The organism is Methylovulum miyakonense HT12 (genome assembly GCF_000384075.1).
Classification (GTDB): domain Bacteria; phylum Pseudomonadota; class Gammaproteobacteria; order Methylococcales; family Methylomonadaceae; genus Methylovulum; species Methylovulum miyakonense.
On the sequence record NZ_KB913025.1, the window covers coordinates 2,591,264 to 2,607,749 of the forward strand.

General features: G+C 52.5%; 17 protein-coding genes and 1 pseudogene. 3 read left to right on the top strand and 15 right to left on the bottom strand.

The window, feature by feature from the left end; genetic code table 11:
- The first annotated feature begins 8 nt into the window (after positions 1–8).
- On the top strand, positions 9–842 hold the full coding sequence (locus METMI_RS0113040; RefSeq protein ID WP_040572791.1) for a sterol desaturase family protein: 834 nt from the start codon (positions 9–11) through the stop codon (positions 840–842).
- Between the two features lie 69 nt (positions 843–911).
- On the opposite strand, the gene METMI_RS0113045 is transcribed toward METMI_RS0113040, so the two are convergent.
- From METMI_RS0113045 to METMI_RS0113055, 3 genes are all read right to left on the bottom strand, one after another.
- Entirely contained in the window at positions 912–2,519 is a 1,608-nt protein-coding gene (locus tag METMI_RS0113045) for a protein adenylyltransferase SelO (RefSeq protein ID WP_019866735.1), read from the bottom strand.
- A 14-nt stretch (positions 2,520–2,533) separates the two neighbouring features.
- Complete coding sequence (locus tag METMI_RS0113050; protein ID WP_019866736.1) at positions 2,534–3,052, bottom strand: hypothetical protein; 519 nt, start codon at positions 3,050–3,052, stop codon at positions 2,534–2,536.
- Positions 3,053–3,180: 128 nt separating this feature from the next.
- Positions 3,181–4,290, bottom strand: a complete 1,110-nt coding sequence (locus tag METMI_RS0113055) for a hypothetical protein (protein WP_019866737.1) — start codon at positions 4,288–4,290, stop codon at positions 3,181–3,183.
- Positions 4,291–4,454: 164 nt separating this feature from the next.
- On the opposite strand from METMI_RS0113055, the gene fae reads away from it, so the two are divergent.
- On the top strand, positions 4,455–5,018 hold the full coding sequence (gene fae, locus METMI_RS0113065; RefSeq protein ID WP_029151680.1) for a formaldehyde-activating enzyme: 564 nt from the start codon (positions 4,455–4,457) through the stop codon (positions 5,016–5,018).
- An 89-nt stretch (positions 5,019–5,107) separates the two neighbouring features.
- Here the strand turns inward: fae and mtgA are convergent, their stop codons facing one another.
- From mtgA to METMI_RS26995, 12 genes and pseudogenes are all read right to left on the bottom strand, one after another.
- The gene (gene mtgA, locus METMI_RS0113070) at positions 5,108–5,818 is read right to left on the bottom strand and encodes a monofunctional biosynthetic peptidoglycan transglycosylase (protein WP_040572792.1); all 711 of its coding nucleotides are present in this window, start codon (positions 5,816–5,818) and stop codon (positions 5,108–5,110) included.
- Between the two features lie 18 nt (positions 5,819–5,836).
- Positions 5,837–7,354, bottom strand: a complete 1,518-nt coding sequence (locus METMI_RS0113075; protein WP_019866741.1) for an efflux transporter outer membrane subunit — start codon at positions 7,352–7,354, stop codon at positions 5,837–5,839.
- A 5-nt stretch (positions 7,355–7,359) separates the two neighbouring features.
- On the bottom strand, positions 7,360–8,337 hold the full coding sequence (locus tag METMI_RS0113080; protein WP_019866742.1) for an efflux RND transporter periplasmic adaptor subunit: 978 nt from the start codon (positions 8,335–8,337) through the stop codon (positions 7,360–7,362).
- A 79-nt stretch (positions 8,338–8,416) separates the two neighbouring features.
- The gene (locus METMI_RS0113085) at positions 8,417–9,127 is read right to left on the bottom strand and encodes an ABC transporter ATP-binding protein (protein ID WP_019866743.1); all 711 of its coding nucleotides are present in this window, start codon (positions 9,125–9,127) and stop codon (positions 8,417–8,419) included.
- Between the two features lie 3 nt (positions 9,128–9,130).
- Positions 9,131–10,291: an ABC transporter permease gene (locus METMI_RS0113090; RefSeq protein ID WP_019866744.1), complete on the bottom strand. Its 1,161-nt coding sequence runs from the start codon at positions 10,289–10,291 to the stop codon at positions 9,131–9,133.
- Positions 10,288–11,121, bottom strand: a complete 834-nt coding sequence (locus METMI_RS0113095) for a CerR family C-terminal domain-containing protein (RefSeq protein ID WP_232215222.1) — start codon at positions 11,119–11,121, stop codon at positions 10,288–10,290. Before METMI_RS0113095 ends, METMI_RS0113090 begins: the two co-directional genes overlap by 4 nt.
- Positions 11,122–11,311: 190 nt before the next feature.
- Positions 11,312–11,802 (bottom strand): annotated as a pseudogene (locus METMI_RS24015) (REP-associated tyrosine transposase).
- A gap of 235 nt (positions 11,803–12,037) precedes the next feature.
- Complete coding sequence (locus tag METMI_RS24020) at positions 12,038–12,736, bottom strand: hypothetical protein (protein WP_019866746.1); 699 nt, start codon at positions 12,734–12,736, stop codon at positions 12,038–12,040.
- Positions 12,737–12,738: 2 nt separating this feature from the next.
- On the bottom strand, positions 12,739–13,077 hold the full coding sequence (locus METMI_RS0113110) for a putative toxin (RefSeq protein WP_019866747.1): 339 nt from the start codon (positions 13,075–13,077) through the stop codon (positions 12,739–12,741).
- Positions 13,078–13,160: 83 nt separating this feature from the next.
- Positions 13,161–13,439, bottom strand: coding sequence for a hypothetical protein (locus tag METMI_RS0113115; RefSeq protein ID WP_029151683.1), 279 nt, complete (start codon positions 13,437–13,439; stop codon positions 13,161–13,163).
- Positions 13,440–13,454: 15 nt separating this feature from the next.
- Entirely contained in the window at positions 13,455–13,868 is a 414-nt protein-coding gene (locus METMI_RS26990; protein WP_156829850.1) for a hypothetical protein, read from the bottom strand.
- A gap of 8 nt (positions 13,869–13,876) precedes the next feature.
- A complete protein-coding gene (locus METMI_RS26995) occupies positions 13,877–14,065 on the bottom strand; it encodes a hypothetical protein (protein WP_156829851.1) in 189 nt (62 codons plus the stop codon).
- A gap of 363 nt (positions 14,066–14,428) precedes the next feature.
- Here METMI_RS26995 and METMI_RS24025 point away from each other — a divergent pair, with 363 nt between their 5' ends.
- Complete coding sequence (locus METMI_RS24025; protein WP_019866750.1) at positions 14,429–16,456, top strand: copper amine oxidase; 2,028 nt, start codon at positions 14,429–14,431, stop codon at positions 16,454–16,456.
- The last annotated feature ends 30 nt before the right edge of the window (positions 16,457–16,486 follow it).

Below are 16,486 nucleotides of genomic sequence, written 5' to 3' on the forward strand. Positions count from 1 at the left end.
TGACTCTTATGGACGCTATCCAGCAACTGCATCTTCCTGCTTTAGCCATTGATATTCTTAGGTTATCACTCTGGTTGCTGGTTATCATGGCCATCTTTGTGCCTTTGGAAAGGTGTTTCCCTTTGCATAGGCAAAAACTTTTCCGCAAAGCCTATCTCACGGATTTGGTTTATTATTTTCTTAGCGGGCTATTGCCAAAGTTCCTGTTAGCCATTCCTATGGCATTTATTATGCTGGGGTTGCGTGATGTGCTTCCCGTCGGGCTTCACCAAGCCGTGGCCCAATTACCGCTATGGGCGCGTTTCGGGGCGGCGATGGTTGCCGGGGAGTTTGGCACGTATTGGGGGCATCGTTGGATGCATGAAGTCCCTTTTTTATGGCGTTTCCATGCCATCCACCACAGTGCGGAAGACATTGACTGGCTGGTCAATACCCGTGCGCATCCTATAGATCTGGCTTTCCCACGCCTTTGTGGGTTTATCCCCATGTATTTTTTGGGGTTGGCGCAACCTAGCGGAAATAGTGTGGATTTAATGCCTTTGTTGGTCACCTTGGTCGGGACAATTTGGGGCTTTTTCATACACGCCAATTTAAGATGGCGTTTTGGCTGCTTGGAGTGGTTTGTTTCCACCCCCGCATTCCATCATTGGCATCACACCAATGATAGTTTAGAGCTTATCAACAAAAACTATGCCCCGATGTTGCCGTGGATGGATAAGCTTTTTGGCACTTATTACCTTCCTAAGCAACAGTGGCCTAAGCGCTATGGCATTAATGAAAGGATGTCGCCCAGTATTCTTGAGCAAATGATCCAACCTTTTAGATACCGGAATAAACGTTGACTGGGTGAAACTTAGTTTTAGGTTTTGAAGGCCGTCGTGGTTTAAAAAGCTCGGGCATTATTTATGGTGTCAAGAGCTACAGGACAACATAGAGCATCCCGCCCGTTGCCTTGCCCAATCCGGCCGTTTGGCGGCAAACCCTTCTTTATCTGGTTGCTCATCGTAAGGATGGCGCAGCAATTCCAGCAGTTCATCCACCTTGGTAAAGTCGCCTTGTTCGGCCTGGTCGATGGCGAGTTGCGCAAGATAGTTGCGTAGCACATATTTGGGGTTGACGGCGTCCATGCGTTGGCGGCGTGTGCCATCCGGCAGGCCTTCGCCGTGGAGGCGGCCTAGATAAGCCCTTAGCCATGCCCCCAACCGCGCTTGGTATTCCGGGGTGATTTGTTCTGGTAAGTAATACGCATCCAATAGCGGCGACATCAGTTGCCAGTCGCCGGCCTGGACATTATGGGTGTCTAGCAACGCCAAACGGCGGAAGAATATTGTCATGTCAGTTTCGATGCTTTGTAGGATAGTGAGCAATTCTGCGCATAAGTCATGGTCTGTCTCTTGATTAAATTGTTGCAAACCCAATTTGTTTGCCATCATGGTTTGCCAGCCTTCGGCAAAGGCCTGCTGGTAGACATTCAGTGCGGCTTGCAGGGGGGCGATGTCATCCGTTTCCAGCAACGGGAACAGCGCGTTTGCCAATTGCCCTAGGTTCCAGAAAGCGATGGACGGCTGGTTGCCGAAGCGGTAGCGTCTACCAGAAGCATCGGTGGTGTTGGGCGTCCAGTTAAGGTCAAAATTCTCCAGCCAACCATAAGGGCCGTAGTCGATGGTCAAGCCCAAAATTGACATATTGTCGGTGTTCATCACGCCATGCACAAAGCCGACCCGTTGCCAATGCACAATCATTTCGGCGGTACGGCGGCAAATTTCTTCATACCATTTTAAATACACGGCGGGCGAGGGTTCACCCAAATGCGGGAAATCGGTGCGTATCGTGTAGTCGACCAATTGCTTGAGCACGGCGAAGTCGCCACGGGCGGCAAAAATTTGGAAATTGCCAAAGCGCGTAAATGAGGGCGCAACCCGGCAGACCACCGCCCCGGGTTCAGCTTTAGGGTTGCCGTCATAAAACATATCGCGGATGACGGTGTCGCCCGTCAGCACCAAGCTCAACGCACGCGTGGTGGGGATGCCGAGATGGAACATGGCCTCGCTGCATAAAAATTCCCGCACCGACGAGCGCAGCACCGCCAGGCCGTCGGCGTTGCGGGAGTAGGGCGTAAGCCCCGCGCCTTTGAGTTGCAGTGTCCACCGTTCGCCGTGCCGGTTGACGACTTCGCCCAAATTGATCGCCCGCCCATCACCCAATTGCCCTGCCCAGTTGCCGAACTGATGGCCACCGTAACAGGTGGCGTAACTGTCCATGCCTTCCGCCAAGCGGTTGCCGGCAAAGGTTTCGGCAAATTCATCGGTTACGCAAGCTTGGGGCGGCAAACCCAAAAAATCCGCGACTTCCCAGGCATACGCAACCAATCGGGGGCGGCTGACTGGCGTTGGTTGGACTTTTGAATAGCAGGCACCCAATACTTGGCGGCGGAAATTGAGGGGTTCCGGGTCGGCTGGCAACTCGCGGATGAAGGAATTATCGAAGTTTAATGGGGCTAGCGGGCGGTTTTCGGTCATGGTGTCAGGGATGGTTATCGTGAATGGGGGCTGAGCTCGTAATGCCGTGGTTGTTTGTTAGGTGGCTGCTGGGGCTGGTGGTCATTGCCAAAGCGGTACGGGAAGTCATGGCCAAAGCCGCCTGGACGATGGTAAGGCGAGAAGTAAGGGTTGACGACATAAGGGCGGTTGATGATGATGGGGTTGCGGGCTTCCTCGGCAAGCTCTTCCTGTGCCCTGGCGCTACGCTTAAGTGCGTCAAGCTCCGCTTGTTTGTCCAATTCGGCTTGCCGCTCCTTCTGGGCTTGCCGCTCTTCGGCTTCCCTTCTGGCGAAATCGTTTTCCCAGGCTTTTAACTTAGCTTCCGCTTCGGCGGTTTTTGCCGGATCGGGTTTTTCGATGGCGATTTCCGCCTGTTTGACGGCGGTAGCGGGGCAGGGGTCGGGTTGATAGAGGGTTTTGTCGTCAACCACACATTTGAACACCTCGGCCCGTACGCTTGTGGTAAAGCATGCCAGAAAAAGTGACAGGAAAAATAATATGATTTTGTTCATTATGTCCTCCTTCCAATTTTTTTAATTTAAAAATAGTTGTTAGGATTCGCTTACTTGGCATAGTTTGGGAAGGCGTCCAGCTAGCCGTCGCTATCCAACTTACGATGGCCTATTCCGTTGGGCCTAAGTTACTGGCGGGCTTGCAGCTGTTGTTGTTTTCCCGCAATCAATAATCGCGCCAATTTCCGCAAACCGTCCGAAGTAAAGGTGATGCCCAGCGGGGCTACGTTATTTTCCAATTCGTACAGCACATCCGTCGCCGCGATAATGCCCAGATAATTAAAGCCATCAAGCCCCGGCATTTGTTTGCTGAGCTGTTTTAATTGCGGGGCCAGTTTTTCCCACGACTGGCTAAAAAAATCACGTACGGGGTCGTTGCCATTGCTTTCTTGGCCCGCCAAACCCGCCTGGAAGGCTGTGCCGGAGGTTTGCAGCATATTGCTCAGGGTTGCTTGTAAGGCTTGGCTTTGTCCGTCCTGACCGATGCTTTGGATAGATTTGTTAAGCAAGCCTTCCCAATTTTTCCAAATCACCTGCCATTGTTTTTGTTCGTCCGCCGTCAGTGCGGCGCTAGGGGCTTGTGCGGCATGTTTGACGGGGGCGTCCAAACCCAGTTGCACCGCTATGCCTTGGTCGTTGGCCGTAGCGCTGGTAAAGGTCAAGGTGTCCAGCATCTGGCTGACTTCCGCGGCTTCCTGTTTGGGCAGCCAGGTGCTGACATTGCGTTCCATATCCTTATGCACGCGGTTCAAATCAATGCTTAGCCCGGCCAGTTTGGGCTCGACAACGCTTTTCAGCAATTCCTGCAATTTGTTGATATTGACCTGATGGCCTTGTTGGTCGTAAGCGATCGCTTGCGTCACGGGCAAGCTCAGCACGGTATGGTCGGCGCTCAAGACGGGTTGCTGCAAGGTTTCCAGTACACCTTGCCAGTTCAACAAGGGAATGCACTGGCCGCCCAGTTTCGTGCCGAATTGCACATACACATCATTGGCCAAGCGGATCTGTTGGTCCTTTCCGTCGATTTTCAGGTTGGCGAGCTTTAAGGAGCTGCATTTTTGCCCGTCTTGCCAAAGCTCGGCGGTGTTGCCTGAACCTTTATAGAGGCTGTTGCTCACCAGTTTATTGATCAGCCCGTAATCAAGCTGTAAGGGCAGGTTTAAGGCTTGTGCCTGGCTGAAGTGGCTAAACGTGAATAAGGCGAAGGTGGCTGCGGATAAAATGGGTTTCATATTCATAATGGCTTCCTGACAAAGTTAAAACGGCTTAAGTATTGGTTATCTTCTCTGAACCCGTAACGGGCCAAATGTTCAGACGATTTTGGCAAAACCAGATAACTATTGCCCATTGGTGATTATCCGCTAGAATGCCAACTTTTTCCTATTATAAGAAAGGGTTTTCCATGTCAGACATCACAGCAGATTCCATTTGGTTCAGGACCGGCGAAGCCACGGTATTTTCCAGTGAAGGCCAAGGCACCGATGCCATGCCGGAAATTTTGATCGGTAGCGTCAAAGGCCCGGCGGGGCAGGCGTTCGCCAACCTGATGGGGCAAACCGAAGGCCATACGCGCATGTTCGCCATCCGGGCCTGTAACCAACAAGTGCGTCCGGCGACCATGATCGTGCCGAAAGTGACCATCAAATCGGCGGCTTACGTCAACCTGTTCGGCGGCCCCGTGCAATCGGCCATCGCCGATGCGGTGCTGGACAGTGTCATTGACGGCGTCATCCCCGCCGGATTGGCGAATGATTTGTGCATCGTCGCCATGGTCTGGATCGCGCCAGAATGCGCCACCAACCCGGATCTTGACCGCAAGGACTTGTACCGCACTAACTATGAAGCCATGAAATTGGCCATCTCGCGGGCCATGAATTTGTCGCCGAGCATTGAGGAGCTGATCGCCAACCGCCATACGATAGTCCATGAGATGTATGACCCTGAAACGGGCGAGTCCCAGTGGTGATAAGGTTGGCTGGTATGGGACTTGCGCCGGGGCTGGTTAGGCGTTTTTAAAACCTTACCGAATGGGGCTAAAAAAACATTCCGGCATTGTTAATGCAGCGTCCCCAAATTCTGCATCTGCCTAAGTATCCATTGTTGCCGTTTGATCAGATAACCCGAAGGTTTCGCCGCTTTCAGCTTGAAGGGATTGGGCAAGGTGGCGGCCAGCAAGGCGGCTTGCGGGCGGCTCAATTTTTTGGCGGGGATGCCAAAATAATGTTGGCTGGCGGCTTCGATGCCAAACAGATGGTCGCCAAATTCGGCGATGTTCAGATACACTTCCAAGATCCGTTCCTTATCCCAGAGCAATTCCAGCACTAGGGTGAACCAGACTTCCAGGCCTTTGCGGATGACGTTTTTTGACGGGCTCAGGAATAGGTTCTTGGCGACTTGCTGGGATATGGTGCTGGCTCCGCGCAGTTTGCCCCCATGGCTGTAAACCGCCAATGAAGATTGGATGGAGTTGATGTCAAACCCCCCGTGCCGGAAAAATTGTTGGTCTTCCCCGGCTACCGCCGCCAGGTAGGCGGCCGGGGCGATTTCATCGCCGCTGACCCAACGGTAATCTATGGCATGGAATAACCCATGTCCCAATAGGTCTTCGGCATGCCGATAAAGCATGACCCCGGAGGTCGGTGGCGGTAACCAGCGGAGCAGGAAGCCGAGGCCGATAGATGACAGGAGAAAAAACAGGAGGAGATTGCGCAGTATCGCGCTGATCGGCCATCGTGGTGGGGTTGGTGGATTATGATGTGTGGACAAATGCTGGCGATGATGGTGTTAAGGCGGGTTTTTATATGATAAAGCCTTTGTCCCTTGGTGAATACTCTCGGTCCAGCTATTTTTACAGCCATTGCAGGTGCCGGCGCTGGCCTGCGTTTGCCAGCCGCCGCCTAGGGCTTTATAGAGCGCGACCAATTGGCTGGAAACGGCCATCGCACTGTCGGTGAGGTTGTTTTGGCTTTGGTACAGCGCCTGTTGGCTATCCAGCACGTCGATAAATGCGGTCAGGCCTTTTTGGTAACGCTCAGTCGCCAAGTGCACCGCGAGTTGGTTGGCGGCGACAGCGCGTTCCAAGGCCTTATGGCGTTGTTGTTCCTTGCTGTAGGCAACCAGCGCGTCTTCGACTTCCTTAAACGCCGTCAAGATGCTGGTTTCATAATCCAGCTTCGCTTCTTCCGACAAGGCCTGTTTGCTTTTGATATTGGCTTGCAGGTTGCCCCAGTTGAAAATCGGCATCGTCAAGGAGGCGGCGGTTGACCACGATTTGCCGATGGGTGTGACGTCTTTGACGCTCAGGTTTTGCAAGCCCAAGAACGCCGTCAAATTTATCTTGGGGTATAGTTCTGATTTGGCCACACCGATATTGGCCACTGCCGCCGCCAACAGGCGTTCTGCGCGGCGGATATCAGGGCGGCGTTTTAACAATTCAGAAGGCAGGTCGGGAATGACGGTGGCCGTGACACTGGGGATGGCGGCAGGGCGTTGCAGCCTGGCGTTCAGGGCGGCAGGCTGCAATCCCAATAGCAAACTCAGCGCGTGCAGCCTTTGTTGGATTTGGCTTTCATAATTAGGGATTTGTGCCTGCGTGGCGGCCAGCTGCGCTTGCGCTTGGGTGACTTCCAAACTATTGGCCAACCCCGATTCTTGCCTGATTTGGGTCAATTCCAGCGTTTCCGTTTGGTTATCCAGGGTGTCTTGCGTGATGGCCAGCCATTGTTGGTTGGCGCGAAGTTCCAGGTAATTTCTAGCGACTTCGGCAAGCAAGGTCACCAGCACGGCACGGCTGTTTTCGATTTCACTTTCCACTGCCGCATCCGCCGCTTCCGCCGAACGCTGGACGCCGCCAAAAAAATCCAATTCCCATTGCGCATCAAAGCCAGTTTGGAAAATGTCAATCAGTTGGTTGCCGACGCCAAAACCACTGCCCGCCGTGCCGCCTTGGGAAGAGCCGCCTGAAGTGTTGTTCAGGCGGCGGCTGATATTGCTTTTTGCCGTTAAAGCCGGCAAGGCGGAAGCGAAAATGGACATCCGTTGGGCGCGGGCGTCTTTGATGCGGACCAGGGCTTTTTTATAATCCAGGTTCGCGGCAATGGCTTCGGCGACCAGTAGGTTGAGCTGCGGGTCATTGAAGGTTTGCCACCAAGTCCCCGTTTGTGTGCCGGCCGCCGTCTGTTTGCCGCTTGCAGACTGCCATTGCTTAGGGGTGGCGATGTCGGGCGTTTGATAATCCGGGCCTACCGCCGCGCAGGCCGTGAGCAATAAGCTGATGGCCAAGGCCATTTGTTGGGGCTTCATAAAGGCTAACCCCCCGTGTGCGTTAAGTTTCCGGCGCGGTGGGCGGTGGCAAATTCCGGCGCTTCGATGAACACGTCCATTTGTTGGCCGACATAAACCGATGATTGTTTGCGGTCAAAACGGTACAAAGCTTGCAAAACCCGCGTGTCCACACGTTCCGTGCTATCCCCGGTCAGGGATTTTTTGGGGACGACAAACGGCTCGACGTAGGCTATTTGCAGGTCGAACTTAAAATCCCGGTTACCACGTAAGTACGCCACGGCTTTCGTGTTTTTATCAAACCGCCAGGCATCATTTTCGTCGATGTCAACCCGGATATGCAGTTGCTCGAGGTTCCCCAGGATCAGCAAATCCGTGCCTAAGCCGCCCGCTTGGGCAAATTCCCCAGGGCGCAGGTTGACTTGCAGCACTTCGCCATCGACTGGCGCACGCACCACCATCCTGTCCAGCGTCGTTTGGATGTCGGCGATACCCGCCTCGGCTTGCCGGACGGCGGCTTTGGCGCTGTCCAATTGGGCTTTGGTGACCAGCACCGTGTTGCGGCGTTTAAGCAATTCTTCGGCGCTGATCGCGCGTTTGTCGCTGACGGCTTCGGCTAAGCGGCTAAGCGCTTGGCTTTCGTTGACGTTGGCGAGGGCGACGTTGACCTCGGCTTGGGCTTTTGCGAGGTCGGCCCGTTTGACCGCCATGGCCGATTTTGCTTCACGGTCGTCTAAATAAAACAATGGCTGCCCCGCTTTGACCTTGTCGCCGACTTTGACGGTGACGCTGCTGGCTATGCCTGATAAGGGCGTGCCGACGGTAATATTTTGGCTTTGGGCTTCAATAATCCCCGAACCCGCGATGAAGGCCTTGAACGGTGCCGATGCGGGTTCGACGACGGCGGCGGCGACGGGCATGGGCTGGCTGCCGCTGATCACGGTATACGTGGCAAAAATAAACCCGGTGCTGGCAAGTATGGGTAGCAGGTATTTGATTTTCATATCGCCTCTTGGGAATAGTGGGTCAATATTGTTAAGCGGGCCTGTCGTCGTCCCGCTACGCCTTGGCCTTGGGGGCAATTTATTTCAGTTTGGCGGCGGAATTGACCACCTTGAGAATATGCCCGTCGTCCATCTCGGCTATGCGGTCGGCAAAATTAAAAATCCGTGCGTCATGGGTCACGATCACCAGTACGCGCTGATGGTCTAACGCTACGGCTTTTAAGATGTCCATGACTTTTTGCCCGCTTTCATGGTCCAACGCGCTAGTCGGTTCGTCGCAGACGATCAGGCGCGGGTCGTGTATTAATGCCCGCGCTATCGCCACCCGTTGTTGCTGGCCACCGGACAGCTCGGCAGGCAACGCTTTGGTCCGCGCGCCCAGGCCGACTTTATCCAAGATTTGTTTTGCCCTACGTTCGGCTTCCGCACGCTTTACCCCGTTAATGATCAAGGGGACGGAGACGTTTTCGGCGGCGTTCAGGGTGGGCAAGAGGTTATAGGCCTGGAATACAAAACCGATATTTTCCGCACGGAAGAGCAACTTGTCCTTGTTGCGCAACGCCAGTAAATTTTCGCCAAACAATTCACAACCGCCCGAGGTTTGGTCAAGGATACCGGCGATGATCGAAATCAACGTGGTCTTGCCACAACCCGAAGGCCCGACCAACATCATCAGCTCGCCCATGGCAATATCCAGATCCACGCCGTTGAGCGCGGTCACCTGTTGTCCGCCAGCTTCGTAGATTTTAACGAGATTTTGGCACCGGATAGCGGGAGGTTTGGCGTTCATGGCTTAGCTCTTAAAGACAATGGCGGGTTCCAGCCGGATGACTTTCATGATGCTGATGAGCGCGGCCATGATACAAATCAGGCTGATACCTGCACCGCTGAATAGCAGCAGTTGCCAAGGCATTTTAAAAGCCAAAATGGTATGGCGCATCAGAAAACCAAACAAGGCCGCGATGCCGACCCCCATGCCGTAGCCGATACTGCCGACCAATACCGCCTGTAGCAAGATCATGCGCAACAAGGTGCCATTACTGGCACCCATGGCTTTTAACACCCCGAATTGGCGGAGATTTTCCAGCGTGAAGTTATAAAAAGTCTGTCCGGCAATCGCGGTGCCGACGATAAAACCTAACGCAATCGTAATCCCGAAGTTGATCGGGATGCCCGTGTTTTTTAGAAAATAGTTGTAAGTCAGCTGTTTGAAACCGTCTTGGGTATAGGCTGCCAGGCCCGTGGTGGCTGTTATGCGCCGGGTCAGTTCGTCAAGGTTCTGGCCTGGTTTGGCTTTTACCACGACAAACGACAATAACCTGCGTTCCCTGGGCGCGTAGGCTTTGGCGCGGGAATAGGTGGTGTAAATCACGGGTTGCGATTGGAAGGTGCGCGTGACTTTGGCGATCCCTACGATGATTGCCCGGCGGTCGTTCAATTCCAGGCTGTCGCCGATTTTCAGCGGCGTGTTTTTGCCGTCAGGGCTTGCCGCCGCTTTGCCCAATTTGTCTTTTGCGCCATCAATATCGACAATGACCCCGTCGCTACGGCGTAAATCGCTTAATTTCCCTTCCAGCATCACCGCCGGGCCGCCGATTAGCGTCGTGTCATCCAGGCCGATGACATTGCAGGTCTGGAAAGTGCCGTCGGTCAGCCGCGCTTTTAGCATGCCCTTATATAACGGCATCGCCCATTCCACGCCGGAAATGCCGCGCACACGGTACAGTTCGGTGTCCTGCATGGGTTTGATGTCGTCAATAAACTGCACTTTCGGGTCCATCACCCAAATGTCCGGCAAGCCGACATCGGAGATAAAGCTATAAGACCGCGCCATCAGGCCAACAAAAATAGCGGGCTGCTGGGTCATGATCAACGAGGCGAACGTCAGTCCCATAACGATACCCAAATATTTCCCTTTGTCGCCCATTAACATTTTCAAGGCAATATGGTTCATAAGGCGCCTGCCGTGGTTGGCTTTAAATGGCTGATGGCGGCCAAGGAAAATGCCGCGATATGTTCGGCGCTGGCTTGTATGGCGGTTTGTCCGGCGATGGCCTCGGGGAACAGGCGGTCAATAATGGAGCGGGAATGCTTGAACATCAGGCATTGCCCCAAAACGCTGAGCACGCAACGCTGCAAAGCCAGTTTGTCTGCCCGCCCGCCTAAAAGTTGCCCGATAATCTCCTCCAGCAACGTGCATTGTGGGACAATTGCCTGGTCGATAATAATATCCAAGGCCTTAGTCGGTTCGGCAATTTCGCGGCTGATCAGTTTGCCTGCGATGCCAAAATGGCTATCATCCAACAGCTTATGCACAAAATGGCTGATGAATAAGGTCAGGCGCTGTTCCGGGGGCAAGCTTTTATCTTGGGCGGCTTGGTAAGGATAGCGTCTGTTCATTTCTGTAAACGCAAAAGCCAAGGCTTGGCCGTATAAGGCTTCTTTGCTACGGAAATAATAATTGACTGAGGCCACATTGACATTTGCCCGTGTGCAAATTTCGCGCACCGTCGCGTCACGGAAGCCATATTCTGCGAACACCTCGACGGCGGCTTGCAACAAGCGGTTAAAGGTCAGTTCCTGAGGGGTTTCCGGCATATAAACGGTAATATTAAACGGTTGTTTGAAATGATTGTATAAGGGTTTTATGGTGATGGCAATTGTTCCGGGCTTTTTTGTCGCCCCATTTCGAAATTGGATTTTAAAAATGCGTGGAAAGTCCAGGGTAGGACGGAGGTTGAAACCGATACGCGCTAACTTAAGAAAATTAATAAGTAGCAGCATATAGTTGGTTTTGTAATGAAACATGGTCGTCCCGCCCACATCCCAAGACATCCGCTTTGAAGAATTTATGAAAGAGTTACCCGCCGATTATCACGCTTTGGCTTATGAGCCCGTAGGATGCGGTGAGGTACGAACCGCATCGTTCGCGTCACTCCTCCACCGTAACGTTGGAGACATTGGCATCATTACCTCAATTCTCTGGATACGCCCCACGACGCACATAGCGGTGAAAACTGGATACGGCCAATCCTTGACACTTTGCGTCCAGCCATGCCTGACGGGGTTCCAATGGATGTAGTCGATATGTTGCCGGTAATCGGCTTCGTCGCGGATCAAGTGTTCCCAAAAACGCCTTTGCCACACGCCTCGCTCGCCCCGTTTTGCACGGCTTTTTGAAATCCGCTCGCCTTTTTCAAGATGACGGGAAAAATGGGCTTTGATTAATCCCCAACGGGTAGAGAAATCGGAATCCCCGTCCGGCAAGGTCAAAATGCAATGCAGGTGGTCGGGCAAAACCATGATGGCATCAATTTCATAGGGATGCTTGGCTTTTACATGGGAGAAGGCCACCCGCAACAGGTCAATTCGGTCAGTCAACAACCGGTTTCCCCGGCGTTCGGCCAAGTTCACCGTGAAAAACCAAGTGGCTCCGGGATGTCGGAAACGGCGGTATTCGGTCATGGTTTAATAAATGGAGCCATGTTTCTCGAACGATGCGGTTCGTACCTCACCGCATCCTACGTGCTTGATCTTTTTTGAGTCAGTTCAGTTATTTTTATCATACAAGGTCGGGCAACAGCCGTATCGTTGCCCGACGTTTAAGCGTCCGATGATGGAAAACCGCAACGAAACCAATGACCCATCCAACTCCGGACGGTGGAGCGTCGGGCATAAACAGCATGCCCGTCCTACTCGGCTAATCATCCCTACGGCCCTTTTTGTTCCAAGAACCTATTTCCTTTGCAAAAACAGGATCGCTTGCAAGCTCTTCCAGTACCATCTTTGCCAGTGGGTTTTTCGATTTACGCAAAGGTTTTAATAGCAGTATCCGGCTGTCTCCATTTGCCGGGTCTTTGACCAAATTAATGAACTCTTCCAAGGTTTCATCCGTGACTGCAACACAAAGTGCACAGGCAAGGCCATCTTTAGCCCCCAATTTTACATTGACTGTATCATCTGGCGCGACAATGCCCCAGCCTTCGGGCGTATTGCAGTACTCTTTGACGAGAATTGGCCAAGCCGCTCTGACCACCGGATAACGGATAGATAAAGCACGAGCAATGCCTTCCCGGGTCCGGTCGGAATAGGGTTTTTGCAAATGCTTTAGAAGAATAGGGATGGCCTCAGGATAATTTGAAGGCCTACTGACTAAATCCCAGACGGACTCAAGCTCTAAGCCAACGGTACGCAAATCGGCGACAATTGGCTCTTCCTCTATGTCAAGCCTTTTCCCTCGTTCGATATTTCTTTCCTGACGAAGTCGATTGATCTCCCGCAACATTGATGTTTCTTCATCAGTCAACTTTAATTTATATAGATCGTTTATCGTTAATTTCTCTAATTCTTCATAGCTTAAAGGGCTACGCTTAATTTCAGCTTTTTTAATTTTAGACATAGCTAGGGAATTGGTTTTCGAGTAACGAACCCATTATCAATTGCGTCTTGCAACGGCCCGGTCACCTTTGTGCTTTCCGGTAAATATAAATCGGCTGCTCTGTTCGTTTCTTGAGCATGCTGGATAGTGTCTCGTATCTGTTGAGTAAGGCTTTGTGTATTTTGAACATTTTTTACTTCGCTGACGGCATTTCTATTTGAACCATCGGAGATTCTATCACGACCATTAACTCTAAAACGCTCCCTGTCACCAATGTCATTTTGGGAGCGAACGGCAGCAAGTAGCCCGTAAGGAGCGAAGCGGATTACGGGATTTTTCGGCAACGACATGCCGTATGTCATCGCACTATTCCGGCATGAGGTTTCGGAATTGGCAATTGTGCGGTTTCGAACCCCGTATTCCGCTATCGCTGCATACGGGCTCGCTATATGTTTGGCATTTGAATAGACCTTGCTTCGAGGGTAATCGTATCTCCTGATTGAATTTCTAAAGCCAAATGGTAATTACCATTTTCAAGTTTCACGGGGCCTTGTACTTTATTAACTGATACGCTTTCTCCCCACTCATCATGTTTAGGAACAACTAATTCAGTCAGTCCTTCGGCTGTTAAAGTTACGCGATTGTATTCATAAGTATCAAAGGTAATCGTAACTATACCTTTCATCCACTCAACTACGATGGAAAGCAAAGTCCAGTCATGCATAAGCTCTAAATCTCTCTAAGGGTAATTTAAAGGAAGGTGCGCATCAGGTGAATTTGCAGGCACAACATTACCGTTGATGTCTAATCTTTCCCCTGTTGGATTGTTTACATGGCAGTGAGAGCCAGAACAACCACTATCCGGCTCAGGATGAGTTAAAACTCGTTGCTTGCCTGTAACTGGATCAATGTAAGAACCATTGCCCGTTTCAGGGTCACCTTTTGGGATCAAACCCTTGCCCTTCGCAATTTTGTCGATCTGGGATGGCGTTTTTCCTGCAATCTCTTTAGGGTCAATTTCAGGAGACACGCCTTCATTGAACATTTTGTTAATTGAATCAAAGCAGCCCTGAATTGCTTTTTTGCATAAAACAGGGTTGGTTGCACATATTATAGCACCAGCCCGTAGGATGCGGTGAGGTACGAACCGCATCGTTCGCGTCACTCCTCCACCGTAACGTTGGAAACATTGACATCATTACCCCAATTCTCTGGATACACCCCACGACGCACATAGCGGTGAAAACTGGAACCCAGGACGAGTTCGTCCAGTTGGATGACGTTGCCGATACGGTCATAGAGCAGCCGTTTGCGCTCGCTAGGGCCTTTAAAGTAGGTGTATTGGGGCATGCGCCCGTTGCTGTCCTGGTAACGGACGACGGTGGGCTGTCCGGTGACGCCGGGCAGGCGGTTGCCCTACCTCCTGCGCCCATATAAGTCGTAATGCGCCTACTGTGAGTACAACCCCATTTCAGTTATGGTATGGGTGATACAAAAATTCAATGTTAAAACGTTTACACACTAGCTTAAAGGTATCAATATGGCAGGCATTTTTAAAATGCTAAATGCTTCAAATGACGGCGGCCAAGAAGGGAAGGGTAGGATGCTAACCTCATCCTGATTTCAAATAGCCGTTGTTTTACCCAACCCCCACGAATTTTTTTGTAGATAGTGCAAGATTGCCCAAGCCAGAAAATGTAAAGGATATTCCCTATGCGCCACTGTATTTTATTTGCCAGTTTAACCACCTTCACGGTTAATGCCGCTTCCGTACCCACCAGTATGTCGCCTCGGATCAACGACATCCAACGGGCGGCCGCTTTGCAATTGCCGTCCGCTACGGAATCGGCATCCGAGGCTTGCCAACATCCATTGGATCCGCTGGGCCGCTTGGAAATAGAGCATGCCGTGGCTTTGGTCAAGGCCCATCCGGGTCTGCCTGCCGGGGTGTTTTTCCCGAATGTGGTGCTCAACGAGCCCCCTAAAGCGGAAGTGTTGTCCTATCAGGCGGGTAAGGCATTTACCCGGCAAGCGGTGGTGGAAGCTTATGACCGGCCCAATAACCAATTGTACCGGGCCATCGTGGATTTGGGGGCAAGAAAAATCTTAAGCTTTGTGCCATTGCCTAAGGCGACCCAACCCCCCGCGTTTTTTGACGAATACACCACGGTTTTGCCAATAGTAAGCCAAGACGCCAGTTGGCGTGCGGCCATGCAAAAACGCGGTGTTAACCCTGATGATGTTTATCTCGATGTTTGGGCGGGCGGCGACTTGCCCATCAGCGTTGACCGTGACGGCAACACGGTACCACCAGGGACGCGTATTATGCGGGTTTTGTCGTTCTTGGGCGGCGGCAAGCCCAACCCCTATGACCGCCCCATCGAAGGCGTGGTGGTGGCTGTGGACATGAACCGCTTGAAAGTGCTGCAAGTCACCGATACCGTGGTCATGCCCGTTTCCCAATACCAGGGCCAAGGCACTGATAGCCAACATGAGCCTTTGGCACCATTGAAAGTTGTGCAAGACCAACCTGGCTATAAGCTGTGTGGGCAGGAAGTGAGTTGGCAGGGCTGGCGTTTCCGTTTCGCGCTGCATCCCCGTGAAGGCTTGGTGATCTATACCTTAAGCCATGAAAACAAAGGGGTGCTGCGCCCGGTCGCTTACCGCTTGGGTTTAAGCGAGATTTTTGTGCCTTATGGCGTCCCGGACAGCAATTGGGTGTGGCGTACGGCGTTTGATGCCGGGGAATACGGTATGGGCCGCTATGCCAACCCGCTGGCGCCAAATGTGGACGTGCCGGGCAACGCGGCCTTTTTTAATGCCCGTATCGCCGATGATGTCGGTGGCTCCCTGGTTTTCCCCAACGCGGTCGCGCTTTATGAGCGCAATGCCGGCTTATTGTGGAAACGGGTGGATCCCAGTTCTTCCGGGCAAGACCGGCGCGAAGCCCGCGAATTGGTCATAACCTCCAATGCGTGGATAGGCAATTATATTTACGGTGTGAATTATATTTTCCACATGACTGGCGCGTTGGAAGTGCGGGTGGACGCGACAGGCACCACCTTAAACCAGGGCGTGAACAGTATTGGCGAAGGTTCCAAACATGGTCATGTCGTTGATGTGGCCCGGTCTTTGGATGGCGGCACGGCTTTGGTCGCCGCCCCCAACCATCAGCATTTTTTTAACTTCCGTGTGGATTTGGATGTTGATGGCAGGTCAAACCGCATTAGCGAAAGCAATGTGGGCCCGCGAGACAGCAGCCTGGGCAATGCGTTCGCCGCCGAGGAAACGTTGCTGAAGGACGAAGCGGAAGCGAAACGCCCTGCCAATATCGACAAGGCGCGTAGCTGGAAAATCTTTAGCGCCGATGCCAAAAATGCCTTAGGGATGCCTACCGGTTACACCTTGGCTTTGGGGGATACGGCCGTCCCTTACGCCGCCAGCACTTTTCCCGCCCGGCAACGCGCCGCCTTTGTAGAATACCCGTTGTGGGTGACCCAGTATCAGGCCAATGAGTTGTATGCCACTGGCGACTATCCAAACCAAGGTGGCGTTGGGGAAGGGTTGCCAAAGTATTCCGGTACGGAAAATTTAGTGGACCAAGACTTGGTGTTGTGGGTGACAAGTGGTTTGACGCACATACCCGATGTTGAGCAATATCCGGTGATGAACACTGAAAGCCTGTTGGCTTTTAAGCTCGTGCCCTATGGCTTTTTCCGCCGTAATCCTGCGCTGGATTAGCGGATACGGTTTTGGGGTAAGCGCATCGTC

Coding starts and splice junctions, on each gene's coding strand:
- METMI_RS0113040 (WP_040572791.1), top strand. CDS start 9: ATGGACGCTATCCAGCAACTGCATCTTCCTGCTTTAGCCATTGATATT.
- METMI_RS0113045 (WP_019866735.1), bottom strand. CDS start 2,519: ATGACCGAAAACCGCCCGCTAGCCCCATTAAACTTCGATAATTCCTTC.
- METMI_RS0113050 (WP_019866736.1), bottom strand. CDS start 3,052: ATGAACAAAATCATATTATTTTTCCTGTCACTTTTTCTGGCATGCTTT.
- METMI_RS0113055 (WP_019866737.1), bottom strand. CDS start 4,290: ATGAATATGAAACCCATTTTATCCGCAGCCACCTTCGCCTTATTCACG.
- fae (WP_029151680.1), top strand. CDS start 4,455: ATGTCAGACATCACAGCAGATTCCATTTGGTTCAGGACCGGCGAAGCC.
- METMI_RS0113075 (WP_019866741.1), bottom strand. CDS start 7,354: ATGAAGCCCCAACAAATGGCCTTGGCCATCAGCTTATTGCTCACGGCC.
- METMI_RS0113080 (WP_019866742.1), bottom strand. CDS start 8,337: ATGAAAATCAAATACCTGCTACCCATACTTGCCAGCACCGGGTTTATT.
- METMI_RS0113085 (WP_019866743.1), bottom strand. CDS start 9,127: ATGAACGCCAAACCTCCCGCTATCCGGTGCCAAAATCTCGTTAAAATC.
- METMI_RS0113090 (WP_019866744.1), bottom strand. CDS start 10,291: ATGAACCATATTGCCTTGAAAATGTTAATGGGCGACAAAGGGAAATAT.
- METMI_RS0113095 (WP_232215222.1), bottom strand. CDS start 11,121: ATGCTGCTACTTATTAATTTTCTTAAGTTAGCGCGTATCGGTTTCAAC.
- METMI_RS24020 (WP_019866746.1), bottom strand. CDS start 12,736: ATGTCTAAAATTAAAAAAGCTGAAATTAAGCGTAGCCCTTTAAGCTAT.
- METMI_RS0113110 (WP_019866747.1), bottom strand. CDS start 13,077: ATGACATACGGCATGTCGTTGCCGAAAAATCCCGTAATCCGCTTCGCT.
- METMI_RS0113115 (WP_029151683.1), bottom strand. CDS start 13,439: ATGCATGACTGGACTTTGCTTTCCATCGTAGTTGAGTGGATGAAAGGT.
- METMI_RS26990 (WP_156829850.1), bottom strand. CDS start 13,868: ATGCGGTTCGTACCTCACCGCATCCTACGGGCTGGTGCTATAATATGT.
- METMI_RS26995 (WP_156829851.1), bottom strand. CDS start 14,065: ATGCCCCAATACACCTACTTTAAAGGCCCTAGCGAGCGCAAACGGCTG.
- METMI_RS24025 (WP_019866750.1), top strand. CDS start 14,429: ATGCGCCACTGTATTTTATTTGCCAGTTTAACCACCTTCACGGTTAAT.